The organism is Actinomycetospora termitidis (genome assembly GCF_030286555.1).
GTDB classification, from domain to species: Bacteria; Actinomycetota; Actinomycetes; order Mycobacteriales; family Pseudonocardiaceae; genus Actinomycetospora; species Actinomycetospora termitidis.
In genome coordinates, this window is sequence record NZ_JASVWF010000001.1 from 1,177,902 (window position 1) to 1,202,231 (window position 24,330).

Annotated in this window: 25 protein-coding genes; 17 read left to right on the plus strand and 8 right to left on the minus strand. The window is 74.3% G+C overall.

The annotated features are described in order from the left end of the window. From QRT03_RS05885 to QRT03_RS05905, 5 genes are all read left to right on the plus strand, one after another. Window positions 1-285, plus strand: coding sequence for a WXG100 family type VII secretion target (locus QRT03_RS05885; protein ID WP_286051561.1), 285 nt, complete (start codon window positions 1-3; stop codon window positions 283-285). A gap of 174 nt (window positions 286-459) precedes the next feature. Further along, complete coding sequence (rplM, locus tag QRT03_RS05890; RefSeq protein WP_230755904.1) at window positions 460-903, plus strand: 50S ribosomal protein L13; 444 nt, start codon at window positions 460-462, stop codon at window positions 901-903. Next, a complete protein-coding gene (gene rpsI / locus QRT03_RS05895) occupies window positions 900-1,475 on the plus strand; it encodes a 30S ribosomal protein S9 (RefSeq protein WP_286051562.1) in 576 nt (191 codons plus the stop codon). Before rplM ends, rpsI begins: the two co-directional genes overlap by 4 nt. Further along, a complete protein-coding gene (glmM, locus tag QRT03_RS05900; protein ID WP_286051563.1) occupies window positions 1,475-2,866 on the plus strand; it encodes a phosphoglucosamine mutase in 1,392 nt (463 codons plus the stop codon). The genes rpsI and glmM overlap by 1 nt, the downstream gene beginning before the upstream one ends. Before the next feature lie 51 nt (window positions 2,867-2,917). After that, complete coding sequence (locus QRT03_RS05905; protein ID WP_286051564.1) at window positions 2,918-3,784, plus strand: WXG100 family type VII secretion target; 867 nt, start codon at window positions 2,918-2,920, stop codon at window positions 3,782-3,784. Between the two features lie 75 nt (window positions 3,785-3,859). Here QRT03_RS05905 and QRT03_RS05910 read toward each other — a convergent pair whose 3' ends face one another. Continuing rightward, on the minus strand, window positions 3,860-4,750 hold the full coding sequence (locus QRT03_RS05910; protein WP_286051565.1) for a dienelactone hydrolase family protein: 891 nt from the start codon (window positions 4,748-4,750) through the stop codon (window positions 3,860-3,862). Between the two features lie 116 nt (window positions 4,751-4,866). Here QRT03_RS05910 and glmS point away from each other — a divergent pair, with 116 nt between their 5' ends. The 7 genes from glmS to groL all read left to right on the plus strand — a co-directional run bounded on the left by glmS (window position 4,867) and on the right by groL (window position 13,257). Continuing rightward, window positions 4,867-6,732, plus strand: a complete 1,866-nt coding sequence (gene glmS, locus QRT03_RS05915; RefSeq protein WP_286051567.1) for a glutamine--fructose-6-phosphate transaminase (isomerizing) — start codon at window positions 4,867-4,869, stop codon at window positions 6,730-6,732. A gap of 8 nt (window positions 6,733-6,740) precedes the next feature. Continuing rightward, the gene (locus QRT03_RS05920) at window positions 6,741-8,213 is read left to right on the plus strand and encodes an NAD(P)H-hydrate dehydratase (RefSeq protein ID WP_286051568.1); all 1,473 of its coding nucleotides are present in this window, start codon (window positions 6,741-6,743) and stop codon (window positions 8,211-8,213) included. Further along, on the plus strand, window positions 8,210-9,349 hold the full coding sequence (gene alr / locus QRT03_RS05925; RefSeq protein WP_286051569.1) for an alanine racemase: 1,140 nt from the start codon (window positions 8,210-8,212) through the stop codon (window positions 9,347-9,349). Before QRT03_RS05920 ends, alr begins: the two co-directional genes overlap by 4 nt. A gap of 80 nt (window positions 9,350-9,429) precedes the next feature. After that, window positions 9,430-10,608, plus strand: a complete 1,179-nt coding sequence (locus tag QRT03_RS05930; protein WP_286051570.1) for an alpha/beta fold hydrolase — start codon at window positions 9,430-9,432, stop codon at window positions 10,606-10,608. Beyond that, window positions 10,605-11,102 carry a ribosomal protein S18-alanine N-acetyltransferase gene (rimI, locus tag QRT03_RS05935; protein ID WP_425604780.1) on the plus strand — a complete coding sequence of 166 codons (498 nt, stop codon included), beginning with the start codon at window positions 10,605-10,607 and terminating at the stop codon, window positions 11,100-11,102. The genes QRT03_RS05930 and rimI overlap by 4 nt, the downstream gene beginning before the upstream one ends. A gap of 142 nt (window positions 11,103-11,244) precedes the next feature. Beyond that, complete coding sequence (groES, locus tag QRT03_RS05940) at window positions 11,245-11,541, plus strand: co-chaperone GroES (RefSeq protein ID WP_018330959.1); 297 nt, start codon at window positions 11,245-11,247, stop codon at window positions 11,539-11,541. An 87-nt stretch (window positions 11,542-11,628) separates the two neighbouring features. Continuing rightward, window positions 11,629-13,257 (plus strand): chaperonin GroEL, encoded by a 1,629-nt coding sequence (gene groL, locus QRT03_RS05945; protein WP_286051571.1) that lies wholly within the window; start codon window positions 11,629-11,631, stop codon window positions 13,255-13,257. A gap of 155 nt (window positions 13,258-13,412) precedes the next feature. Here the strand turns inward: groL and QRT03_RS05950 are convergent, their stop codons facing one another. Then, a complete protein-coding gene (locus tag QRT03_RS05950; protein ID WP_286051572.1) occupies window positions 13,413-13,712 on the minus strand; it encodes a WhiB family transcriptional regulator in 300 nt (99 codons plus the stop codon). A 622-nt stretch (window positions 13,713-14,334) separates the two neighbouring features. On the opposite strand from QRT03_RS05950, the gene QRT03_RS05955 reads away from it, so the two are divergent. The 3 genes from QRT03_RS05955 to QRT03_RS05965 all read left to right on the plus strand — a co-directional run bounded on the left by QRT03_RS05955 (window position 14,335) and on the right by QRT03_RS05965 (window position 16,793). Continuing rightward, entirely contained in the window at window positions 14,335-14,931 is a 597-nt protein-coding gene (locus QRT03_RS05955) for a response regulator transcription factor (protein ID WP_018330962.1), read from the plus strand. Window positions 14,932-15,335: 404 nt separating this feature from the next. After that, complete coding sequence (locus tag QRT03_RS05960; protein WP_018330963.1) at window positions 15,336-15,914, plus strand: sigma-70 family RNA polymerase sigma factor; 579 nt, start codon at window positions 15,336-15,338, stop codon at window positions 15,912-15,914. Continuing rightward, window positions 15,915-16,793, plus strand: coding sequence for an anti-sigma-D factor RsdA (locus QRT03_RS05965; RefSeq protein ID WP_286051573.1), 879 nt, complete (start codon window positions 15,915-15,917; stop codon window positions 16,791-16,793). It abuts the gene before it with no gap. A gap of 99 nt (window positions 16,794-16,892) precedes the next feature. Here the strand turns inward: QRT03_RS05965 and QRT03_RS05970 are convergent, their stop codons facing one another. Further along, window positions 16,893-17,282 (minus strand): DUF5319 domain-containing protein, encoded by a 390-nt coding sequence (locus tag QRT03_RS05970; protein WP_230755877.1) that lies wholly within the window; start codon window positions 17,280-17,282, stop codon window positions 16,893-16,895. Window positions 17,283-17,438: 156 nt separating this feature from the next. Between QRT03_RS05970 and guaB the strand changes: the two genes are divergently transcribed. Next, a complete protein-coding gene (gene guaB, locus QRT03_RS05975) occupies window positions 17,439-18,944 on the plus strand; it encodes an IMP dehydrogenase (protein WP_286051574.1) in 1,506 nt (501 codons plus the stop codon). Window positions 18,945-18,972: 28 nt separating this feature from the next. After that, the gene (locus QRT03_RS05980; protein WP_286051575.1) at window positions 18,973-20,106 is read left to right on the plus strand and encodes a GuaB3 family IMP dehydrogenase-related protein; all 1,134 of its coding nucleotides are present in this window, start codon (window positions 18,973-18,975) and stop codon (window positions 20,104-20,106) included. Window positions 20,107-20,246: 140 nt separating this feature from the next. Here QRT03_RS05980 and QRT03_RS05985 read toward each other — a convergent pair whose 3' ends face one another. Genes QRT03_RS05985 through QRT03_RS06005 form a run of 5 tightly spaced genes read right to left on the minus strand, consistent with a single transcriptional unit; the run spans window position 20,247 to window position 24,214 of the window. Continuing rightward, window positions 20,247-20,552 carry an HPr family phosphocarrier protein gene (locus QRT03_RS05985; RefSeq protein ID WP_425604781.1) on the minus strand — a complete coding sequence of 102 codons (306 nt, stop codon included), beginning with the start codon at window positions 20,550-20,552 and terminating at the stop codon, window positions 20,247-20,249. Continuing rightward, the gene (locus QRT03_RS05990) at window positions 20,549-22,051 is read right to left on the minus strand and encodes a PTS fructose transporter subunit IIC (RefSeq protein WP_286051576.1); all 1,503 of its coding nucleotides are present in this window, start codon (window positions 22,049-22,051) and stop codon (window positions 20,549-20,551) included. Before QRT03_RS05990 ends, QRT03_RS05985 begins: the two co-directional genes overlap by 4 nt. After that, window positions 22,048-22,500 carry a PTS sugar transporter subunit IIA gene (locus tag QRT03_RS05995; protein ID WP_286051577.1) on the minus strand — a complete coding sequence of 151 codons (453 nt, stop codon included), beginning with the start codon at window positions 22,498-22,500 and terminating at the stop codon, window positions 22,048-22,050. The genes QRT03_RS05990 and QRT03_RS05995 overlap by 4 nt, the downstream gene beginning before the upstream one ends. Further along, entirely contained in the window at window positions 22,497-23,444 is a 948-nt protein-coding gene (gene pfkB / locus QRT03_RS06000) for a 1-phosphofructokinase (protein WP_286051578.1), read from the minus strand. Before pfkB ends, QRT03_RS05995 begins: the two co-directional genes overlap by 4 nt. After that, window positions 23,444-24,214 carry a DeoR/GlpR family DNA-binding transcription regulator gene (locus QRT03_RS06005; RefSeq protein WP_286051579.1) on the minus strand — a complete coding sequence of 257 codons (771 nt, stop codon included), beginning with the start codon at window positions 24,212-24,214 and terminating at the stop codon, window positions 23,444-23,446. The genes pfkB and QRT03_RS06005 overlap by 1 nt, the downstream gene beginning before the upstream one ends. Window positions 24,215-24,330 lie beyond the last annotated feature (116 nt).

Consider the following 24,330-nt stretch of genomic DNA (forward strand, 5'->3'; position numbering starts at 1 on the left):
ATGAACGAGATCCGCGTGACCTTCGGTGAGCTCTCCGCCGCCCAGCAGAGCGTCACCGCCACCGCGACCCGCATCCGGGGCCAGCTCGACGACCTGCAGCGCCGGCTCGCGCCGCTGACGGCGGGATGGACGGGCGCGGCCGCGGAGCAGTACCAGGCCCGGCAGCGGGAGATCGACGCCGCGTGGGCGGACCTCGCGCAGGTCCTCGGCCAGATCGGCGGGCGGCTCGGGCAGGCCGAGCAGACCTACCGCGCCGTGGAGCACCGCAACGCCGCCCGCTACTGACGGGGGTGGGTGGAGGACCGGGGGCGGTGCCCGCGTACTCTGGAGAGCCGTTGCGCGGTGAACGTCTGCCGCGCGGAGATCGCAGCGTGGACACGGCCGTGCGTTCACGGCCACCGCGCCTGCGTTCCCACCGACGTACCGCAGACCCAGTATGACCGTGACGAGGTAGCTTCCGTGCGCACGTTCAGTCCGAAGCCCGGCGACATCGACCGCGCCTGGCACGTCATCGACGCCTCCGACGTCGTGCTCGGCCGGCTGGCCAGCCAGACCGCCCAGCTCCTGCGGGGCAAGCACAAGCCGACCTACGCCCCGCACGTCGACACCGGTGACTTCGTGGTGATCGTGAACGCGGAGAAGGTCGCCCTGACCGGCGGCAAGCGGGACGACCGCTTCGTCTACCACCACAGCGGCTATCCCGGTGGGCTCAAGAAGCGCACCGTGGGCGAGGAGCTCGAGCGCTTCCCCGACCGTCTGGTCGAGAAGGCGATCAAGGGCATGCTGCCCAAGAACCGGCTGGGCCGCGCCATGGCGTCGAAGCTCAAGGTCTACGCGGGCCCCGAGCACCCGCACGCCGCCCAGCAGCCCGTGCCGTACGAGATCCGACAGGTGAGCCAGTGACCACCCCCGACGACCCGACCGTCGAGACCGAGACCGACTACGAGGTCACGTCCGAGGCCCCGGAGAGCGGACAGTCGCTCGCCGAGGCCGCGGACCTGAACTCCGACGACTTCGCCGCCGACACCGACGACGAGCTGGGCGCCGAGGTCTTCGGCGACGCCCCCGCCCCGGTGTTCGCGACGATCGACCGCCCGATCCAGACCGTCGGCCGCCGCAAGGAGGCCGTGGTCCGCGTCCGTCTCGTGCCGGGCTCCGGCAAGCTGACGATGAACGGCAAGGCGTTCGAGGAGTACTTCCCGAACAAGGTCCACCAGCAGCTCATCCGCGAGCCCCTGGTGTCGACCGAGCGCACCGAGCAGTTCGACATCTTCGCCAACCTCCACGGTGGCGGGACGTCGGGCCAGGCCGGCGCGCTGCGCCTGGCCATCGCCCGCGCGTTGACCCTGGTCGACCCGGAGGACCGCCCCGGCCTCAAGAAGGCCGGCTTCCTCACCCGCGACGCCCGGGCCAAGGAGCGCAAGAAGTACGGCCTCAAGAAGGCCCGGAAGGCCCCGCAGTACTCGAAGCGCTGATGGGTCGCCTGTTCGGGACCGATGGTGTCCGCGGCCTCGCGAACGCGGACCTCACCCCCGAGCTGGCGCTCTCCGTCGCGTCCGCCGCCGCCCGTGTGCTCGTCGAGCACGCGGGCGGTGTCGTGCGCGGGGCGGGCGCAGCGACGGGGTCGGGCGACGGCGTGGCGCGGCCGGTGGCGGTGGTGGGCCGCGACCCGCGGGCCAGCGGCGAGATGCTCGAGGCGGCGGTCTGCGCCGGCCTCTCGGCGGCGGGTGCGGACGTCCGGCGGGTCGGCGTGCTGCCGACCCCGGCGGTCGCCCACCTCACCGCGACGCTCGGGGCCGACCTGGGCGTCATGATCTCCGCCTCGCACAACCCGATGCCCGACAACGGCATCAAGTTGTTCGCGGCCGGCGGTCACAAGCTCCCCGACGCCCTCGAGGACGAGATCGAGGCGCACCTGGGGCACGTCGCCGACTCCGACCGGCGGCCGACCGGTCGCGGGATCGGGCGCGTCACCGACGTGCCGGACGCCCTCGATCGCTACCTCGACCACCTGCTCGTCGCGACCCCGCACCCGCTCGAGGGGCTGCACGTGGTCGTGGACTGCGCGCACGGGGCCGCGTCCCTGGCCGCCCCGCGCGCCTACGAGCGTGCCGGGGCCCGCGTGACGACGCTCGCCGCCGACCCGGACGGCTGGAACATCAACGAGGGCGTCGGGTCGACGCACCTCGAGGGGCTGTCGAAGGCCGTCGTCGAGCACGGTGCCGACCTCGGCATCGCCCACGACGGGGACGCCGACCGCTGTCTCGCGGTCGCGGCCGACGGGTCGGTGGTCGACGGGGACCAGATCCTCGCCGTACTGGCCCTGGCCCTGCACGCCGACGGCGAGCTGGTCGAGGACACCCTCGTGACCACCGTGATGAGCAACCTCGGCCTGCACCTCGCGATGCGGGAGGCCGGGATCGCGGTGCGGACCACGGCGGTCGGCGACCGGTACGTGCTCGAGGAGCTGCGGGCCGGCTCGTTCTCCCTCGGCGGGGAGCAGTCGGGGCACGTCGTCCTGCCCTCCCACGCGACCACCGGCGACGGGCTGCTCACGGCCCTGCGCCTGATGGCCCGGATGGCCGCGACCGGCCGGGCGCTCGGCGAGCTGGCGGCGGTCGTCGAACGGCTGCCGCAGGTCCTGGTGAACGTGCCGGTGGCCGACAAGGCGGCCGTGCAGCGTTCGAGCGCGGTGGCCGACGCCGTCGCCGCCGAGGAGACCGCGCTCGCCGGGCGCGGGCGGGTGCTGCTCCGGCCGTCGGGCACCGAGCAGGTGGTGCGGGTGATGGTCGAGGCCCCCACCGAGGACACCGCCCGGGACGTCGCCGGGCGGCTCGCCGACCTCGTGGCCGGGGTCCGCGCGTAGCCCGAGGGGCCGGTGTGGAACCGCCGGGCGCGGTGGGGGACGCTGAGACGCGTGACACGGCGTGACGGCGGGCGGCGGGGGTCGCTGTCCGCGGTGCCACCGCCGCGTCGGCTCGCCGAGCTCGGCGCGGACACCTCGGACGCTCTGCTCGCCGCCGGCGACGCGGGGATCGCCCAGGTCGCGGCCGCCCTCCCGGCGCGGGTCGCGCTCGTCGGGACGGCCGGGTTGCCGGCCCCGCCGGTCGACGTCGAGGGACTGCGGGCCCGGCACACGGCGCAGCGCGGCATCCGGTTCGCCGCGATCGCCGCGGGCGCCGACGACCTCCGGCGGGCCGCCGACCGGGTGCGCGCCCGGCACCGTGCGCTCGCCGACGAGGCCGGTGTGCTGTGGGAGCAGTGGTCCGGGCCCTCGGCGGACGAGGTCGCCGACCGCGTCGTCGCCCTCGGCCGGGCCGCGCAGGAGATCGTGACGATGCTGGCGGAGACCGCGGAGACGGTGGAGGCCGCCGGCCTCGCGGTCGCCGACGACGTCACCGATCGCGCCGCGGCCGCGCGGGCGCTCGCCGCGTTCGATCCCGGCCCGGCCCCCGGGCCCGGGGCGATGCCCGTCGCGGCCCGGGCGTGGGCGGGCGCGCTGGACACGCGCCTGCAGCGCTACCTGGACGTCGCCGACCGCACCGACGTCTCGATCGCCGACACCTGGCGGGACCTCGCCGAGCGGCTCGCGGTGCTCCGGCGACTCTCGGGCACCGACGCCGAGCCCGCCGCGGACGACCCGTCAGGGCTCCCGCCGGACCTGCTCGCGCTGCCGGAGATCCTCGCGGCCCTCGGCGGCCTGGGGCTCGGGGACCCGGACGAGGACGACGAGGACGACGACGCCCCGGAGGACCGTGCGCACCCGGGTGAGCTCGACCGCTGAGTGCTCGCCCGCCGAGTGCGACGTGACGCAGGTCCGGCGGGGTCCGATCCCGCGTGGTGTCGCACTCGCGCGGCGTCAGACGGTCGAGGACTCCCGGTAGACCCGGACGTCGGTGCCCTTGACGGCGCCGTCGACGACGTCGGCGTACTTCTTCTCGCCGTTCAGGTGGTGCAGCAGGAACCCGGTGAGCAGGGCCTTCACCGTCGTGAGGACCCCGAGGTCGGCCTTGCCGTCGAGCACCAGGTCGCTCCAGTGCCTCCCCTCGACGATCCCGAGGTGGCTGGCCTTCTTCACCGTCCGCATCACCGACGGCCCCGCCCACGCGGCGGCGACCGGTTCGGCGCCGGCCGCGGGGGGTGCCACCAGGTCCTTGCCGAACGCGACGTGCATCCCCGGCAGGTGCACCGCCCGGGCGGCGTCCTGGGCCGAGGGCCGGGACTCCGACAGCGCGATCGTCGCGACCGCCTGCACGTGCCCCCGGTTCTCGGCGATCTCCGAGCCGGACTCCCAGTAGGGCTCCCCGGCGGCCTGGACACGGGTCGTGTGCGCCGGGGCGGCGGCCGCGAGGACCGCGGCGCCCGCTCCCATGCCGTGACCGGCGAGCGCCAGCTTGCGGGGGTCGACGCTCACCGCGGCACCGCGGGCGGTGCCGCCGAGCCGGACCGAGGAGACGACGTCGAGCGCCGTGCGCAGGTCGTTCGCCAACCGGCGGTGGGAGGCGAAGGGGCCCCGCTCGGTGTCCGGGGCGGCGGCGACGATGCCCCACGACGCGAGGTGACGCAGGAGGCCGTGGTAGCGCGACGCCGGGTTGAGCCAGTCGTGGCCGAACGCCACGGCGGGCAGCAGCTCACCCGCCGCCGGGGTGAAGACCACGCCGGGCAGACCGATCAGCGCGAGCTCCCCGCGCAGGACCTGGTATGGGCCCGGGCGCCCGAGCTCGGCGACGATCTGCTTCGCGCTGGCCATGGCGACGGACCGTAGTGCATGCGCACCCCTCGCGGCCTGCTGGAACACGCTCCTGACGGCTGGGTCACGGTGGGCACCGGTCAAGGTCCACTTCGCCCCACCTACGCTGGGCGTCCGTGTGCGGCATCGTGGGATACGTGGGCTGGCGCCCGGCGCGCGACGTCCTGCTGGGCGGTCTGCGGCGGCTGGAGTACCGCGGGTACGACTCGGCGGGCATCGCGACGGTGACGCCGGGGTCCGGCTCGGTCGAGGTGCACCGGGCGGCCGGGCCCCTGGACAACCTGGTGCGGGTGACGGACGCGCACCCCGAGTCCGACGTCGTCGCCCGCACGGGCACGGGACACACCCGGTGGGCGACCCACGGGGCGCCGACCGACCGCAACGCCCACCCGCACACCGACGCCACCGGGCGGGTCGCGGTCATCCACAACGGCATCATCGAGAATTTCGCCGCCCTGCGTGCCGAGCTCGAGGACGCCGGGGTGGAGCTCGCCAGCGACACCGACACCGAGGTGGCGGCCCACCTCGTCGCGCGGGCGCTCGACGACGAGCCGGACGCCGGGTTCACCGCGGCGGTCCGGCGGGTGGTGAACCGTCTGGAGGGCGCCTTCACGTTGGTGTTCACCGACGCGGCCCGCCCCGACGAGATCGTGGCCGCGCGGCGGTCGTCGCCGCTGGTCGTCGGGATCGGTGACGGCGAGACGTTCGTGGCCTCGGACGTGGCGGCGTTCATCGACCACACCCGCGACGCCGTCGAGCTCGGCCAGGACCAGATCGTCACGCTGACCCGCGAGGGTGCCGTCGTCACCGACTTCCACGGCGACCTCGCCCCGACCCGGCCCTTCCACGTGGACTGGGACATCGCGGCCGCCGAGAAGGGCGGCCACGACTTCTTCATGTCGAAGGAGATCGAGGAGCAGCCCGCGGCGCTCGCGGACACGCTGCGCGGCCACCTCGTCGACGGCCGGATCGTGCTCGACGAGCAGCGCCTCTCCGACCAGGAGCTGCGCGACATCGACAAGGTGTTCGTCGTCGCCTGCGGCACGGCCTACCACGCGGGCCTGCTGGCGAAGTACGCGATCGAGCACTGGTGCCGCATCCCGGTGGAGGTCGAGGTCGCGAGCGAGTTCCGGTACCGCGACCCGGTGCTCGACCGGTCCACGCTCGTCGTCGCGATCTCCCAGTCGGGCGAGACGGCGGACACGCTCGAGGCCGTGCGGCACGCCCGGGAGCAGAAGGCCCGTGTGCTCGCGATCTGCAACACCAACGGCGCGCAGATCCCCCGTGAGTCCGACGCGGTGCTCTACACCCACGCCGGGCCGGAGGTCGGGGTCGCGGCGACGAAGACGTTCACCTCGCAGGTCGTGGCGTGCTACCTCGTCGGGCTCGCGCTCGCCCAGAACCGCGGCACGAAGTACGCCGACGAGGTGGAGCGCGAGTACCACCAGCTGGTCGCCTCGGCCGACGCCGTCAAGAAGGTGCTGGCCTCCGCGGTGGAGCCGACGCGGGCACTGGCCCGCGAGCTGGCGGACTCGAAGGCGGTGCTCTTCCTCGGCCGCCACGTCGGCTACCCGGTGGCGCTCGAGGGGGCGCTGAAGCTCAAGGAGCTCGCCTACATGCACGCCGAGGGCTTCGCGGCGGGCGAGCTGAAGCACGGGCCGATCGCGCTGATCGAGCAGGACCTGCCGGTCGTCGTCGTGATGCCCTCGCCGCGGGGCCGCGCGACGCTGCACGCGAAGCTGCTGTCGAACATCCGCGAGATCCAGGCGCGGGGCGCCCGCACGATCGTCGTCGCCGAGCGCGGCGACGAGACGGTGCGCCCGTTCGCGAGCACGTTGATCGAGGTCCCGGTCGTCCCGACCCTCGTCCAGCCGCTGGTGGCCACGATCCCGCTGCAGGTGTTCTCCGCCGAGGTGGCCCGGGCGCGCGGGTACGACGTCGACAAGCCGCGCAACCTGGCGAAGTCGGTCACCGTCGAATAGGAGGCACCGTGTACGGCGTCTGGACCCCGGAGCAGGTGCAGGCCGCGGAGGAACCGGTGCTCGCGCGTACGCCCGAGGGCGCGCTCATGCGGCGCGCCGCGTACGGCGCCGCCGGGGTCGCGCTGCGGATGCTGGGTGAGCGCACCGGCGGGGTCGTGGGCCGGCGGGTCGTCGTGCTGGTCGGCGCGGGGAACAACGGCGGTGACGGCCTGTGGGCCGGGGTGGAGCTGCGGCGGCGCGGGGCCGCGGTGACCGCGGTCCTGCTGAGCCCGGACCGCGCCCACCCGGCCGGGCTCGCCGCGCTGCGGGCGGCGCGGGCCCGGGTCCTCACCGAGGTCGAGCCCGCCGTCACCGCGGTCGGTCGCGCCGACCTGGTCCTCGACGCCATCGTCGGCACCTCGGCCCGCGGTGGTCTGCGCGACCCCGCGCCGCTGCTCGTCGGGGCGGCCGACACCGCCCGCGTCCCGGTCCTCGCGATCGACACCCCGTCCGGGGTCGACCCGCTCGTCGGGACGGTTCCCGGCGACGGGTCCGCGGTGACCGCTGCGGAGACGGTCACCTTCGGCGCCCGCAAGCCCGTGCACGTGCTGAACCGCGCCCGCTGCGGGCCGGTGACCCTGATCGACATCGGTCTGGGTCCCGAGTTGCCCGAGCCGACGGTGCGGGTCCTCGACGCGGCCGACGTCGGCGCCCGCTGGCCCGTCCCCGGCCCGACCGACGACAAGTACACCCAGGGCGTCGTCGGGATCGCCGCCGGCAGCGCCACGTACCCGGGCGCGGCCGTGCTCGCGAGCGGTGCCGCGGCCCTGGCCACGAGCGGGATGGTGCGTTACGCCGGGTCCGCCGCCGACGAGGTGCGGGCCGCGTGGCCGGAGGTCGTCGCCACGGACCACGTCTCCGACGCCGGGCGGGTCCAGGCGTGGGCGGTCGGCCCGGGGCTCGGCACGGACGACGCCGGCGCCGCGACCCTGCGCCACGTGCTCGACGCGGGCGTCCCGGTGCTCGCCGACGCGGACGCGATCACCCTGCTCGGGGCCGACGCCGACCTGCGCGCGCGGGCCGCCGCCACCACGACGCTGGTGACCCCGCACGCCGGCGAGTTCGCCCGCCTCGTCGCCTCGCTCGACGACCCGCCGGACCCCGCCGTCGACCGGGTGACCGCGGCCCGGCGGGCGGCCGCCGAGCTCGGCGTGACCGTGCTGCTCAAGGGCAACGCCACGGTCGTCGCCGCACCCGACGGGCGGGTCCTGGTCCACCCGGCGGGCTCGTCGTGGCTCGCGACGGCGGGTTCCGGCGACGTCCTGTCCGGCGTCGCCGGCGCGCTGCTGGCCGCGGGACTGGACCCCGTCGACGCGGCGGGCTGCGCCGCGTTCGTCCACGCACGGGCCGCCGAACTCGGATCGGCCGGCTCGCCGGTCCCCGCCTCCCACGTCCAGGCCGCCCTGTCCGACGCCATCCGCTCGGTGCGGGAGGCGGTGTGAGCGCGCCCGCCCGCGCGGAGGTGCGGATCGACCTGGGCGCGATCCGGCACAACGTGCGCCACCTGGTCCTGCTCGGCGACGACGCCGCGGTGATGGTGGTGGTCAAGGCCGACGGCTACGGCCACGGCGCCGTCGACGTCGCCCGCACCGCCCTGGACGCCGGCGCGCGGTGGCTCGGGGTGTGCACGCTCGAGGAGGCGGCGCAGCTGCGCGCCGCCGGGATCACCGCTCCCGTCCTGTCCTGGCTGCACGTGCCCGACGAGGACTTCACCGGCGCGGTCGCCACGGGCGTCAACCTCGGTGTCGCGTCCCGGCGCGACCTGGCCGCCGTCGCGGGCGGGGCGCGCGCGGCCGGGCGCCCCGCCCGGATCCACCTCAAGATCGACACCGGGCTCTCGCGCAACGGCTGCCCGCCGCACGCCTGGGGCGACCTCCTCGACGCCGTCGCCGCGCACACGGAGTCCGGGGAGGTGGAGCCGGTCGCGGTGTGGACCCACTTCGCGCACGCCGACGCCCCGGCCCACCCCACGATCGACTCCCAGACCGACCGGTTCGACGAGGCCCACGCTGCGGCGACCACCCGGCTGGGTCGTCCGCTGATGGCCCACCTCGCGAACTCGGCCGCCACGCTCACCCGGCCCGACCTGCACCGCGACCTCGTCCGGCCCGGCATCGCGGTGTACGGGCTCGACCCCGTGGGCGGCGGCGACCACCTGCGCCCGGCGATGTCGCTGCGGAGCCGGGTCGCCCTGGTCAAGACGGTGGCCGCGGGCGAGGGCGTCTCCTACGGACACATCTGGAGCACCCCGACCGACCGGGACCTCGCGCTCGTCCCGGTCGGCTACGCCGACGGCGTGCCGCGGGTGCTCGGGGCGACCGGGCGGTTCGAGGTCGCGGTCGGCGGCCGCTGCCGACCCGTCGTCGGGCGGGTGTGCATGGACCAGGTCGTCGTCGACCTCGGCCCGGCCGGCACCGACCACGGCGTCGTCGAGGGCGACGAGGTGCTCCTGTTCGGCGACGGCCGCGACGGCGGACCGACCGCGACGGAGTGGGCCGACCTGATCGGCACCATCCACTACGAGATCGTCACCGGTGTCGGCGGCCGTCCGCGACTGCACCGGACCGTGGTGGCCTGAGCGACTCCGGGGGTGAACCGGACGCCGACGTGGTAGAAGGCCTGCATGGACACCGCGCGCGTGGCCCGGGACGAGCGACCGTGACCGACGACCGACGGCACACCAGCGGGATCATCGGGGCGATCGCCGGGACGGTGCTGGGCGGGGCGGCCGCGGCGGGTGCGGTCGGCGCCGGCCGGGCCCGCTCGCGGGTGGTGCGCACGCGCGCCGAGCTCGAGTCCTCCGAGCACGAGCACCCGTCGGAGATCGGCCTGCTGCCTCGGGGGCGCGAGTCCTCGGTGGCGGCCGACGACGGGACGCGGCTCGCCGTCGAGGAGGTCGAGCCGGTCACGCCGGGGGCACGGCCGGAGCTCACCGTCGTGCTCGTGCACGGCTTCGCGCTGGACCGGCGCTGCTGGCACTTCCAGCGCCGGATGCTCGCCGAGCTGACCGACCCGGCCGTGCGCGTGGTGCTCTACGACCAACGGCGGCACGGCCGGTCCGGGCAGTGCTCCGCCCGCGCGTGCACGATCGCCCAGCTCGGGGCCGACCTGGACTCCGTCATCCGGACCGTCGCCCCCGAGGGCGACCTCGTGCTCGTCGGCCACTCCATGGGCGGCATGTCGATCATGGCGCTGGCCGAGCGGCACCCAGCGCTGTTCCGGGACCGGGTGCTCGGCGTCGCGCTGGTCTCGACCTCGGCCGGCGACGTCGGCACCGTCGGGCTGCAGCGCGCCGTGCTCTCGCACCGCAACCCCACCGTGAACGTCCTCGGACGGCTCGCGCACTGGCGCCCGGAGACCGTGGACCGGATCCGGCGTCTCGGCGGCAACGCGATGTGGGCCGCGGTGCGGCGCATGTCGTTCGGCGACCCGGACGTCGAGCCGGCGCTGGTCGACCTCGTCGACCGCACGATCGCCGGCACCGCGCTCGACGTCCTGACCTCGTTCGCGAACACCCTCTCCACGCACGACCGCAAGGCGGCCCTGCGCGGGCTGTCGCAGTGCGAGGTGCTGGTGGCGGCCGGGACCGAGGACCGCATGATCCCGTACGCGCACTCCGAGGTGATCGCCGCCGAGCTGCCGCGGGCGGAGCTGCTGCCGCTGGAGGGCGCCGGGCACATGGCGATGCTGGAGCAGCCCGGCGAGCTGGACGCCGCGCTGCTGGAGCTCCTGCGCCGGTGCACCCACCGCAGCCAGGTCCTGCGCCGCCTGCGTCCGCAGGCCGACGAGGCCGGCTCCCGCCGCTCGCGGCTGCGCCGACCCCGACGCCGGGCGTGACCGACGCGCCGGCGTGGGTGCTCGACGCCCTGACACCGGACGACGCTCCGGAGTGCGCGCGGCTCGAGGCGGTCCTGTTCCCGGGCGACGACCCGTGGAGCGCGTCCGCATTCACCTCGGAACTGCACGCGGGGCACCCCTACTACGCGGCACGCGTCGCGGACCGGCTCGTCGGGTACGCGGGCGTCGCGCTGCTGCCGGCGCCGGCCTTCTCCCGGGAGCCGGCCGAGGCCGAGGTGCACACGATCGGGGTGGATCCGGACGTCCAGGGGCACGGGATCGGGCGGGCCCTGCTGCGGGCGCTCCTCGGCCGCGCCGACGCGATCGGGGCGGTCACCTTCCTCGAGGTGCGCACCGACAACGGGCCCGCGCTGGACCTCTACCGGTCCGAGGGCTTCGAGGTGGTGGGCACCCGGCGGCGGTACTACGCGAGCGGGGCGGACGCGTACACGATGCGCCGCGAGTCGACGACGCACCGGGCCGACCCTCGTTGATGGATTGGCACTCGCGGCGGTAGAGTGCCAACCGAACGGCACCGGAGCCGGCCCGGCACCCGCGACGGCGGGTCGGACCTCCTGGCGTCGTCACCCACCCATCCAGATACCCAGCTGGACCCCTGATCGTGGAGGTCATCCCGTGGCGAGCGTGAACATCAAGCCGCTCGAGGACAAGCTCGTGGTGCAGGCCTCTGAGGCCGAGACCACGACCGCGTCCGGCATCGTCATCCCGGACACCGCGAAGGAGAAGCCGCAGGAGGGCAAGGTCCTCGCGGTGGGACCGGGCCGCGTCGACGACAACGGCAACCGCATCCCGCTCGACGTCGCCGTCGGCGACGTCGTCATCTTCTCGAAGTACGGCGGCACCGAGGTCAAGTACAACGGGGAGGACTACCTCATCCTCTCCTCGCGTGACGTCCTGGCGGTCGTCAACTAAGCACCGCAGGCAGAGCCACCGCCCCGGTGATCCCGACAGTCCGGGGTCCCGGGGCGGTCGCATGTCCGGAGCACGAAAGGACCGGTAGTGCCCAAGCAGATCACGTTCGACGAGACCGCCCGTCGCGCCCTCGAGCGCGGCGTGGACCAGCTGGCGGCGGCGGTGAAGGTGACCCTCGGTCCGCGGGGGCGCCACGTCGTGCTGGACAAGAAGTTCGGTGGGCCGACGATCACCAACGACGGCGTCACCATCGCGCGCGAGATCGAGCTCGACGACCCGTTCGAGAACCTCGGCGTGCAGCTCGCCAAGACCGCGGCCACCAAGACCAACGACGTCGCCGGTGACGGCACGACGACGGCCACGGTGCTCGCCCAGGCGCTCGTCTCCGAGGGCCTGCGCAACCTCGCGGCGGGTGCGAACCCGACCGCGCTCGGCGCCGGCATGGCCGCCGCCGCCGAGAAGGTCACCGAGGTGCTGCGCGCGCAGGCCACCCCGGTGGACGGCAAGCGGGGCATCGCCTCGGTCGGCGCGGTCGCCTCGCGCGACCAGGAGATCGGCGACCTCATCGGCGAGGCCATGGAGAAGGTCGGTGAGGACGGGGTCATCACCATCGAGGAGGCCTCGACGCTCGCCACCGAGCTCGAGGTCACCGAGGGCCTGCAGTTCGACAAGGGCTACCTCTCGCCGTACTTCGTCACCGACGGCGAGTCGATGGAGGCCGTGCTCGAGGACGCCCACGTCCTGCTGCACCGCGAGAAGATCAGCTCGATCCAGGACCTCCTCCCGCTGCTGGAGAAGGTCGTGGAGTCCGGCAAGCCGCTGCTGGTCGTCGCGGAGGACCTCGAGGGCGAGGCGCTCTCGACGGTCGTCGTGAACGCCATCCGCAAGACGCTGCGGATCTGCGCGGTCAAGGCGCCGTTCTTCGGGGACCGCCGCAAGGCCTTCCTCGACGACCTCGCCGCCGCGACCGGCGCCACGGTGATCAACCCCGAGATCGGCCTCAAGCTCTCCGAGGCCGGCCTGGACGCGCTCGGCACCGTCCGGCGCGCCGTGGTCACCAAGGACGCCACGACGCTGGTCGAGGGCGGCGGGGACAAGGCCGCCGTCGAGGGCCGCGTCCAGCAGATCCGCCGCGAGATCGAGGACACCGACTCCGACTGGGACCGCGAGAAGCTGCAGGAGCGGCTGGCGAAGCTCGCCGGCGGCGTCGCGGTCATCAAGGTCGGGGCGGCCACCGAGACCGAGCTCAAGGAGCGCAAGCACCGCATCGAGGATGCGGTGGCGGCGACCCGGGCCGCGGTCGAGGAGGGCATCGTCCCCGGTGGGGGTGCGGCGCTCCTGCACGCCTCCGCGGAGCTCGAGGGCGGTCTGGGGCGCACCGGCGACGAGGCCACGGGCGTCGCCCTGGTCCGCCGGGCGCTGTCCGCGCCGCTCAAGGCCATCGCGTCGAACGCGGGCCTGGAGGGCTCCGTCGTCGCGGCCAAGGTGGCCGACGGCGGCTGGGGCGTCGGGTACGACGCCGCGGCCGGGAGCTACGGCGACCTGATGGCGACCGGGATCATCGACCCGGTCAAGGTCACCCGCTCCGCGCTGGAGAACGCGGTGTCGATCGCGCGCATGGTCCTCACGACCGAGTCCGCGATCGTCGACAAGCCCGAGGAGGAGGCCCCCGAGGCCGCCGGTGGCCACGGCCACGGGCACGGCCACGGGCACTGAGTCCCCGCGCGCGACGACGGGCCCGGCCGCCTCGGCGACCGGGCCCGTCGTCGTGTCGGTCGGCCCACCCCCGGAACGAACGAACGGCACCCTCGCAGCTTCTACGTGCGCGAGAGTGCCGTTCGTTCGTTCCGGGGCGGGCTGACCCGCCGATCTCAGCGGATCACGATGTCCTGGATCCGGCCGCGGGACCGTGAGCCGGTCCGCTCGGACTCCGACAGCCCGCCCCAGATGCCGTAGGGCTCGCCCGCCGCGAGCGCGTGCCGACGGCACGGCTCCATGACCGGACAGCCCTCGCACACGGCCTTCGCGCGACGCTCCCGGCTGGCCCGGGCCGGGCCGCGCTCGCCGTCGGGGTGGAAGAAGAACGCGCTGTCCATGCCACGGCACGCGGCGTGCAGCTGCCAGTCCCAGAGATCGGCGTTGGGGCCGGGGAGTCGACGGACGTCGGCCATCTCGACCACCTCCTCGTCCTGACGTGGGTGGTGGTCCGGCGCGGGGCGCGGTCTCGTCCACGCCCCGACGTCACCCCACCACGCGGGTGGGCCCGTCCGATAATCACCGTCCGTGCCTGCGGCCGCGCGCAGGGCGACCGTGTGGCGACCCTATGACCGGCGAGCAGGGCGGGACAAGGGATTCGATTGTGAGCCGTGCCCATCTCGCGCGACCGAGTGTCGGTCGTCCGGATGCGCGACACGGCGCGCCGATCACACCGGTCGTCGAATCCGGTGCGTGACAAGACTTGCCGAAACGACCACCATCCGTGATCATTCACTGAGCACTCCGTGTTCGGTGCTCCGTGTGGGTGGCGGGGCGGCCTGTCGGAGTGGAGGGTTCGCCGTGACCGGGCGGGCCCGGTTCCGTTGGACAGGAGGGGGAACGGACGGTGCACGCCACGTCGCAGGACGCGGACGCTCGTCCGGTCGCCGCAGCACCACCGTGTGAGGAGCAGGCATGGCACCGGTCGTCGATCCGGCGCGGGAAAACCGCGGATCCGACTCAAGCCGGGGCGGCGTCGCGCCGATGACCGGTAGTGCCCGCCAAGCGACTGCAGGAACGCTGCAGGGAGGAACTTCCGTGACCACGGTCCTGATCTGCGACGACCGCCGCAGCGTGCGTGAGGGACTGACCCGCGTCATGTCGGCCGTGCCGGGCGTCCACCGCATCGACTGCGTCGCCCACGGCGACGAGCTGCTCACCCGCTTCTCCCGGCAGAGCGTCGACGTCGTCCTCGTGGGGACCCAGCGCGCCGTGCCGACCGGGGTCGAGGCGACCCGACGGCTCGTGGCCGCGCACCCCCAGGCGAACGTCATCGTCTTCGGCGCGCCCGACGACTCGGGCAGCATCGCCGCCGCGATCGCCGGTGGAGCGCGCGGGTACCTCCGGTGGGACGCCTCCCGGCCCGAGCTCGTGGCCGCGCTCGCGCACACCCTCGCCAGCACCTCCGTGCCGGCACCGCGCACGCCCTCGGACACCGGCGTGCAGCTCACCGAGCGCGAGCTGCAGGTGCTGCGCGGGATGGCGCAGGGCAAGAGCAACGGCCAGATCGGCCGCGAGCTCTACCTGTCCGAGGACACCGTGAAGACCCACGCCCGCCGGCTGTTCCGCAAGCTGGGGGTCCGTGACCGGGCGCAGGCCGTGGCGCACGGTTTCCGCCGGGGCCTGGTCTCCTGACCGCCCGGCCCCGTCCCGTCCAGCCCGGCCGGCCAGGAGTCGGAACGGGCGCCGGGGCGTACCCCGCGTATCCCACCCACCCGCCGTCGGGGGAGCCGCCGCAGAGCCCGCCCGTCGGCTCGCCGCTGCCGCCCGGTGCGATGTCCGACGACACGCCGACTCCGGCGATCGGCACGCCGCGTGCCTCCCATCGCGCCGCCGATCGCTGGCGTGTGCCGGATCGGGGGAACCCGACCGCAGGACATGGCGCGGTCCGTCCGGGGGGACGGTACGGTGACCCCTCCGGGTCACCGGCTCCGTGGGACGGCACCGCACACACCGCCTCCGCGGAGGAGGTGGCTCGTCGGACCGAGGTGGACCTGCGGGTCACACCGCCGCGCGTAACGCCGGGGCCACGGGGAGCGATGACCGAGTCAGGGAACGACCTCGAGAGGCTGGTGGCCGCCGCGAACGACGGCGACCGTTCAGCTCTCAATCGTGTCCTCGCGATCATCCGACCGCTCGTCGTGCGCTACTGCCGCGCGAGGATCGGCCGGCAGGAACGGTCGTCGGTCTCGGCCGACGACGTGGCCCAGGAGGTGTGCCTCGCCGTGCTGACCGCACTGCCCGGCTACCGGGACCAGGGCCGCCCGTTCCTCGCCTTCGTCTACGGGATCGCGGCGCACAAGGTGGTCGACGCCCATCGCTCGGTGGCGCGGAACCGATCCGAACCCGTCTCCGAGCTGCCCGAGGAACTGGACCCGTACGACGGTCCGGAGCAGCGTGCGATGAACGGTGCTCTGTCCGTCCAGATGGGTCAACTGCTCGACACGCTGCCCCCCAAACAGAGGGAAATCCTCGTGCTGCGTGTCGTCGTTGGTCTCTCGGCGGAGGAAACCGCGGAAGCGGTTGAATCCACACCCGGAGCGGTCCGGGTGGCTCAGCACCGCGCACTGTCGAAGCTGCGGACCGCCGTGTCCGCGATCTCGGAAGAGGTGAGTTAGGTGGGTGGTCACCGCGCTTTCGGTGCGGGTGACGATCTGGTCGACGGGCCGGTGGACCTCGCCGCCGTCCGTGCCGACGACGCCCTGCTCGACGCGATCGCCGGCGGGACGGTCAGCGGCGGTGTGGGCCAGGGTGACGTCTTCGGTCGTCCCGGGCAGGACGACGACCATCTGGCCGCGATCCTCGCCGCGTGGAAGGCCGACATCGAGGCCGAGCCCATGCCCGAGCTGGTGTCGCTCGACGAGGCCGCCGACGCGGTCGAGGCCGGACACGCCGCCCGGGACCGTCGTGCCAGTCGCGCCCGGCGCCGTATGCCGTTCGCCGTGGCGGCCGCGGCCATCGCCGTGGCCCTGTCCGGCTTCACGGTCGCGGTGCACTCCGCGCAGCCGGGCGATGCCATGTTCGGGCTGACGAAGGTCTTCTTCTCCCAGCACGCCGACAACGTGGCCAAGGCCGAGCAGGCCCGCGCCACGATCATCGAGGCGAACAACGCGATCGCCCGCGGCGACAAGGCCACCGCGCAGTCGCTGCTGCAGAGCGCCGGGACCCAGATCCAGGCGGTGCAGCCCGAGGACCAGCCGGCCCTCGTGCAGCAGCGTCAGGACGCCCTCAAGTCGCTGGACCCGGCGGGCACCACCCCGCCGTCGTCCTCGACGGCGACCAGCGAGCCCGCGCAGCAGGCCCCTGCCGAGGAGGGCACGCGCACGAAGCCCCAGCAGAAGCCGGTCGAGCCCGCTCCGGAGAAGGACACGACTTCCGGGTCGGCCGATCCGAGCGGCACGACGGACGGAGCCCCGCCCACGGACCAGGACCGGAGCGCGTCCCAGCCGGCCCCGGTGGCGCCGACCACCACGACGCCCGTGTCGCCCGGTAACTGACGCACGCGACAGAAGGGCCCGGCTCCCCTCGGGGAGCCGGGCCCTTCGTCGTGCACGGGGCGAACCCGACGGCGGGAGGACCCGCCGTCGGGAACGGGGTTACTGCTCGGCGAGCGTCGCGTCCGCGAAGCCGCGGCAGTACTCCCACGTCACGTAGGCCGCCGGGTCCGGGTCGAACGGGGGCTCGTGGGGCCGCATGTGGCCCTCCTCGAGCAGCTGCTGGAGGCTCGCGCGCAGCAGGTCCCAGTCGTGGAAGTGCTGCTCCTCGCAGTCCTCGCAGTCGACCACGACGCCGCGGATGCCGCGGGGGGCGAGCAGGGCCTGGAACACCGCCAGGTCCCCGAGGTCGGCGACGACCTCCTCGCGCTCCTCCTCGTCGAGGGGGAGATCCTCCGGGGCGGTCACGTCGTGCAGTGCGTCGAGCATGCGTGACGGGTCCGACGACGGGTCGCCCGCGAAGGGGTCGGGCGGGAGGGCTTCGTACGGCACGGCGTCGAACCTACCGGTCCGGACTAGTCGATCGACGGGTCCCCACCTCCCACGGGAGCGTCGGGTGACCTGCGGAGACCTGGCTCACTCCGGCTCCGCTCCGCTCCGCGTCGCGGGGACCCGGGTCACTCCCCGTTCACGACTAGCATCGGGGGCATGGTGCTGACGGACCCCGACGTGCCGGAGAAGTTCGGGCTGCTCGGCCTGACGTTCGACGACGTCCTCCTGCTCCCGGCCGAGTCCGACGTGGTGCCCTCCGAGGCGGACACCTCGGCGCGGCTGTCGAAGAACATCACCCTGCGGATCCCGCTGGTCAGCTCGGCGATGGACACGGTGACCGAGGCGCGGATGGCGATCGCCATGGCCCGCCACGGCGGCATGGGCGTGCTGCACCGCAACCTCCCGGCCGAGCAGCAGGCCGCGCAGGTCGAGGTGGTGAAGCGCTCCGAGGCCGGCATGGTGACCGACCCGGTGACCTGCTCGCCGGACGACACCCTCGCCGACGTCGACGCGCTTTGCGCCCGCTTCCGCATCTCCGGCCTCCCCGTCACCGACGAGGGCGGGAAGCTGGTGGGCATCATCACGAACCGCGACATGCGCTTCGAGGTCGACCACACCCGCAAGGTCCGCGACGTCATGACGTCGTCGGACCTCGTCACCGCGCAGGTCGGCGTCACCGCGGAGGCGGCGCTCGGCCAGTTGCGCCGACGCAAGATCGAGAAGCTGCCGCTGGTCGACGGGGCCGGGTTCCTGCAGGGACTCATCACGGTCAAGGACTTCGTGAAGACCGAGCAGTACCCGATGGCGACGAAGGACCCGGACGGCCGACTGCTGTGCGGCGCGGCGGTCGGCGTGGGCGACGACGCCTGGACCCGCGCGATGGGCCTGGTCGACGCCGGGGTGGACGTGCTCGTCGTCGACACCGCGCACGGGCACTCCCGCGCCGTCACGGCGATGGTCGCGAAGCTCAAGCAGGAGCTGGGTGACCGGGTGGACGTCGTCGGCGGCAACGTCGCGACGCGGGCGGGCGCCCAGGCGCTCGTCGACGCGGGCGCCGACGGCATCAAGGTCGGCGTCGGGCCGGGCTCGATCTGCACCACGCGGATCATCGCCGGTGTCGGTGTGCCGCAGATCACGGCGATCGCCGAGGCCGACTCCGCGGCACGCCCGGCCGGGGTGCCGGTGATCGGGGACGGCGGCCTGCAGTCCTCCGGCGACATCGCGAAGGCGATCGCCGCGGGTGCGTCGTCGGTGATGCTGGGCTCGCTGCTGGCGGGCACGGCGGAGACCCCGGGCGAGCTGGTGCTGCTCGACGGCAAGCAGTACAAGGCCTACCGCGGCATGGGCTCGCTCGGCGCGATGCAGACCCGCGGCCAGCAGGGCTCGTACTCGAAGGACCGCTACTTCCAGGACGACGTGCTCTCCGACGACAAGCTGGTGCCCGAGGGCGTCGAGGGCCGCGTACCCTTCCGGGGCCCGCTCGCGCAGGTCACCCACCAGCTGGTCGGCGGCCTCCGGGCGGCGATGGGGTACACCGGTTCCCGGACGACGGTCGAGCTGCAGTCCGCGCACATGGTGCGGATCACCGCGGCCGGTCTCGCCGAGTCCCACCCCCACCACGTGACGATGACGGCGGTCGCCCCGAACTACGGGGGTCGCTGAGCCGGGCCGGAGCCGCAGAGAGGGCACCATGCGCGAACAGGTCGAGATCGGCCGGGGCCGCAGTGCCCACCGCAGCTACACCTTCGACGACCTGGACATCGTGCCGAGCCGGCGCACGCGGTCGTCGTCGGCGGTCTCGACGGCCTGGCAGCTCGACGCCTACCGCTTCGACCTGCCGCTGCTCACCCACCCGACCGACGCCGTGGTCTCCCCGGCCACGGCCATCCGGGTCGGTGAGCTCGGCGGGCTCGGCGTGCTGAACGCCGAGGGGCTCTGGGCGCGGCACGCGGAGGCGGACAAGGCCCTCGCGGAGATCGTGGCGCGCGCGGCCGACGACCCGGCGGCGGCGCTGGTGGAGCTGCAGCGCCTGCACGCCGCCCCGGTGCAGCCCGACCTCGTCACCGAGGCGCTGAACCAGGTGCGCGGCGCGGGCGTGACCCTGGCGGCGCGGGTGAGCCCGCAGCACGCCCGGGAGCTGACGCCGGCGCTGCTCTCGGCGGGCGTGGAGATCCTGGTGGTGCAGGGGACGATCATCTCGGCCGAGCACGTGGGCGGGGAGGACGAGTCGGACGGGCCGCTCGACCTCGAGGACTTCATCGAGTCCCTCGACATCCCCGTCGTCGCCGGTGGGGTCGGCGACTACCGCACCGCGATGCACCTGATGCGCACCGGCGCGGCGGGCGTGATCGTGGGCTACGGGCAGTCCGCCTCCACCTCGACCGACGACGTGCTCGGGATCGGGGTGCCGATGGCGACGGCGCTGGTCGACGCGGCCGCCGCGCGCCGGGACTACCTCGACGAGACCGGCGGGCGCTACGTCCACGTCATCGCCGACGGCGGGATGGCCACCTCCGGCGACATGGCCAAGGCGATCGCCTGCGGCGCGGACGCGATCATGCTCGGCGAGCAGCTCGCCGCGGCCGACGAGGCCCCCGGCGGCGGCTGGTACTGGACCTCCGCCGCGGCGCACCCGAACCTGCCCCGGTCCTCCGTCGTGGGGGTGGCCCAGCGGGGCTGCGACCTCGCGGCGGTGCTGCGTGGCCCGGCGCCGCAGGCCGACGGCACCGTCAACCTGTTCGGTGCGCTGCGCCGGGCGATGGCGAAGACGGGCTACTCGGACCTCAAGGAGTTCCAGCGGGTCGGGCTGTCGGTCCGCCGCTGAGCCCGGCTCCGATCGAGCGAAGGGCCCCCTCGCTCGAATAGATGGGCCATGGGCGCCCACGGCCAACCCGCTCCGGAGTGAGCGAAGGGCCCCTTCGGTCGAGTAGATCGACCGGAGGGGCCCTTCGCTCAGTGCCGGGGTCAGGCGTCCAGGTCGGTCGCCAGGAGCTCGGCGAGGGCGTCGACGGAGGCCTGGGCCCCGGTGACGTCCGGGTCCGCGGTCAGCGTGACCTCCTGGCCCCCGCGGACGCCGAGGCCGAGCACGGCCAGCATGCTGCGGGCGTCCGCGGTGTCGCCGTCCCCGGTGGCCAGGGTGACCCGGGCCGGCTGGGCCGCGGCGGCCTTGCAGAACACCGCGGCGGGGCGGGCGTGCAGGCCGATCTCGGTCGCGACGACGACGGTGCGCTCGATCATGGTGCCTTCCTGGCTGTTCGACGCGGCGGTCATGCGGTCACCGACTCGCGCTCGGTGACGGTCTCGGTGGTCGCGGCGGCCTCGGGGGCCGGACGACGGCGGGCGAAGGTCTTCAGGGCGACGACCAGGGCGGTGGCCACCAGGGTCCCGGCGACGACCGCGACCAGGAAGCCGAGCGGGTTGCCCATCAGCGGCACCACGAAGATGCCGCCGTGCGGGGCCCGCAGCGTGGCGCCGAGGGTCATCGACAGGGCGCCGGTGACCGCGCCGCCGACCATGATCGAGGGGATGACGCGGAACGGGTCGGCCGCGGCGAACGGGATCGCGCCCTCGGAGATGAACGATGCACCCAGCAGCCAGGCAGCCCGGCCGTTCTCCCGCTCGACCTCGCTGAACAGCGAGCGCCGGACGACGGTGGCCAGGGCCATCGCGAGCGGCGGGACCATGCCCGCGGCCATGACGGCGGCCATGATCGTCAGAGCGCCCGCCGAGCCGGTGGAGAGCCCGGCGACCGCGAACGTGTAGGAGGCCTTGTTCACCGGGCCGCCCATGTCGAAGCACATCATCAGGCCGAGCAGGACGCCGAGCAGGACGGCGTTGGTGCCGGACAGGCCGTTGAGCCAGTTCGTCAGGCCCTCGGTGATCAGGGCGATCGGGCGCCCGACGACGACGTACATCAGCAGGCCGACGACCGCCGTCGAGATCAGCGGGATGACCAACACCGGCATGATCCCGGCCAGGGCCCGGGGCACGCGCCACGTCTTGATCCACATGACCAGGCCACCGGCGGCGAAGCCGGCGACGAGGCCGCCGAGGAAGCCGGCCCCCGTCGTCACCGCGATCGCGCCGCCGACGAAACCGGGCACGAGCGCGGGACGGTCCGCCATCGCGTAGGCGATGTAGCCCGCCAGCACCGGGACGAGGAAGTTGAACGCCGCCGAGCCGATGCCGAAGGCGAGGGCGCCCCAGGCGGTGATCGAGCCGGCCGAGAACCCGCCGTCGAGAATCTGCTCGTAGAGCGGGGAGTCGTCGGGCAGGTTGATCTGGTAGCCGCCGAGGGCGAAGCCCAGGGCGATCAGCAGGCCGCCCGCGGCGACGAACGGGATGACGTGGCTGACGCCGGTCATCAGCCAGGCGCGGACCTTGGAGGCGGCGCCAGGTCCGGCCGGGGCCTTCGCGCCGGCCGGGGTGGCGGAGGCCGGCGCACCGGCCGGGGCGGGCACGTGGTTCTTCGCGGCCTCCTCGGCCTGCGCGACCAGCAGGTCGCCCCCGGAGATGGCCTTCTTGACGCCGACCGAGACCTGCGGCAGGTGCCCGAAGCGGTCCTTGTCGCGCACCTCGACGTCGGCCGCGAAGATCGCGACGTCGGCCTCGGCGAGCTGCTCGGCGGTCAGCGGGGTGGAGCCGGCCGAGCCCTGGGTCTCGACGACGATCTCGTGCCCGGCCTCCTCGGCCGCGGCCTCGAGGGCCTCGGCGGCCATGTAGGTGTGGGCGATGCCCGCGGGGCACGCGGTCACGGCGACGATCTTCACGCCGAGACCTCCTTCGCGATGAAGCCGGCGGCGGCCGCCGGGTCGGTGACGGAACGGAGCTCGCCGGTGAAGGACTTGCGGACCAGGCGGCGGGCGAGCGCGGCCAGCACGGTCATGTGGTCGGAGCCGCCGCCCTCGGGCGCGGCGATGAGGAACACCAGGTCGGCCGGCTTGCCGTCCTCGGCGCCGAAGTCGACGCCGGCGGAGCTGCGGCCGAAGCCCAGCGTCGGCTCGGTGACGGCGGTCGAGCGGCAGTGCGGGATGCCGATCCCACCGTCGAGCCCGGTCGGCATCTGGGCCTCGCGGGCCTCGATGTCGGCGAGGAACTGCTCGAGGTCGGTCACGCGACCGGCCTTGACGAGACGTTCGGCCAGCGAGCGGACGACCTCCCGCTTGTCGCCTGCGGGCAGGTCCAGGTCGACGAGGTCGGCCGTGATCAGGTCGCTCATGCTGCCTCTCCGGTGAGGTCCAGGGTCGAGTCCGGGGCGGTTGCCGGGCGGACGTGGGGGAGATCGAGGTCGGCCGGACCGGGCACCGCGGTGCCGGGCAGACCGACCGCGGCGGCCCCGCAGGCCACCGCGTGGTGCAGGGCGTCGGAGCTCGGGGCCCCGGACGCCAGGGCGATCAGGTAGCCCGCGAGGGTGGAGTCGCCGGCGCCGACGGTGCTGCGGACGGCGACCGCCGGGCTCGCGACGTGCCAGGCCCCGTCGTCGGTCACGGCGAGGGCGCCGCTCGCGCCCATGCTGACCAGGACGGTGCCGATGCCCCCGGCGACGAGCTCCCGGGCGGCGCCGAGCACGTCGGCGAGGGCGGGCAGCGGGTGGCCGACCAGCTCGGCGAGCTCGGCGACGTTGGGCTTGACCAGGTCCGGGGTCGCGGCCACGGCGTGGGCCAGGGCGGCCCCGGAGGTGTCGACGGCGACCCGGGCCCCGGCCGACCGTGCGGCGCGGGTGATGCGGGCGTGCAGGTCGTCGGTCGCGCCGGAAGGCACCGAACCCGCCGTCACGACCCAGTCGGCGGGAGCGGCGTGCACGCGGACGGTGTCGACGAGCGCGTCGACCTGGTCCGCGGTCAGCGGGACGCCGGGCTCGTTCACCTTGGTCGTCGTGCCGTCGGCCTCGACGAGCGCGGTGTTGACCCGGGTCGTGCCGGTCGCCGGGGTGCAGACCGGCTGGACGCCGGCCCGGCGCAGCAGGGCAGCCAGCTCGCCCTCCCCACCGGGCATGACGGCGAGGGTCGGGCGACCGAACCGGGCGAGGACACGGGAGACGTTGACGCCCTTGCCGCCGGGGTCGACCCGGTGGTCCGTGGCCCGCAGCACCGCACCCGGCGTCAGGACCGGGATCTCGACGGTGCGGTCGATGCTCGGGTTGGGCGTGACGGTGACGATCATCAGGCGACCACCAGGTCCGCGCCGGCGCCGCGGATCGCGTCGGCGGCCTCGGGGTGGGACTCGAGCAGGTCGGAGTCGGTGACCAGGGTGTCGACGTCGGCCAGGGTGGCGAAGCGGGAGAACGAGTCGGCCCCGTACTTGCTCGCGTCGGCGACGACGATGCTGCGCGCGGCGGCCTTGACCATCGCGCCCTTGACGGCGGACTCCCCGACGTCGGGCGTGGTGAGGCCGCGGTCGACCGAGAAGCCGTTGGTACCCAGCACCGCGACGTCGACGTTGACGCTCTCCAGCGTCTTCAGCGCCCACCGGTCGACGGCGGAGAGCGTGGTGCCGCGCACCCGACCGCCGATGAGGTGCACCGTGATGCGGGAGCGGCCCGCGAGCGTGGTCGCGATGGGCAGGGCGTTCGTGACGACGGTCAGCTCGACGTCGTCGGGCAGGAGCGCCGCGACCCGCGCGGTCGTCGTGCCGGCGTCGAGCAGGATCGTCGACGCCGCCCCGAGCTCGGCGATCGCCGCCTTGGCGATCCGGTCCTTCTCCTCGGAGTGGGTGACCTCGCGGACGCCGACCGCGGGCTCGATCTCGAACCGGTCGGTCGCGATCGCGCCGCCGTGCACGCGGTGCAGCAGGCCCTGGCGCTCGAGCGCGGTGAGGTCGCGCCTGATGGTCTCGGTGGTGACTCCGAGCTCGGCGGCGACCTGGGTCACCTCGAGCCGGCCCAGCTCGCGGGCCCGGCGGACCAGGAACTGGTGGCGCTCTGCGGCGTACAAGCCCGATCACCTCCGTTCTTCGGCGAACCCGTGTGGTTCTGGTTGGAAGTTTGTGGTTTTTCCTGTGGACTGTCAAGGGGTCGTCGTCGTACGTTCTCCTCACCGACACCAACGGG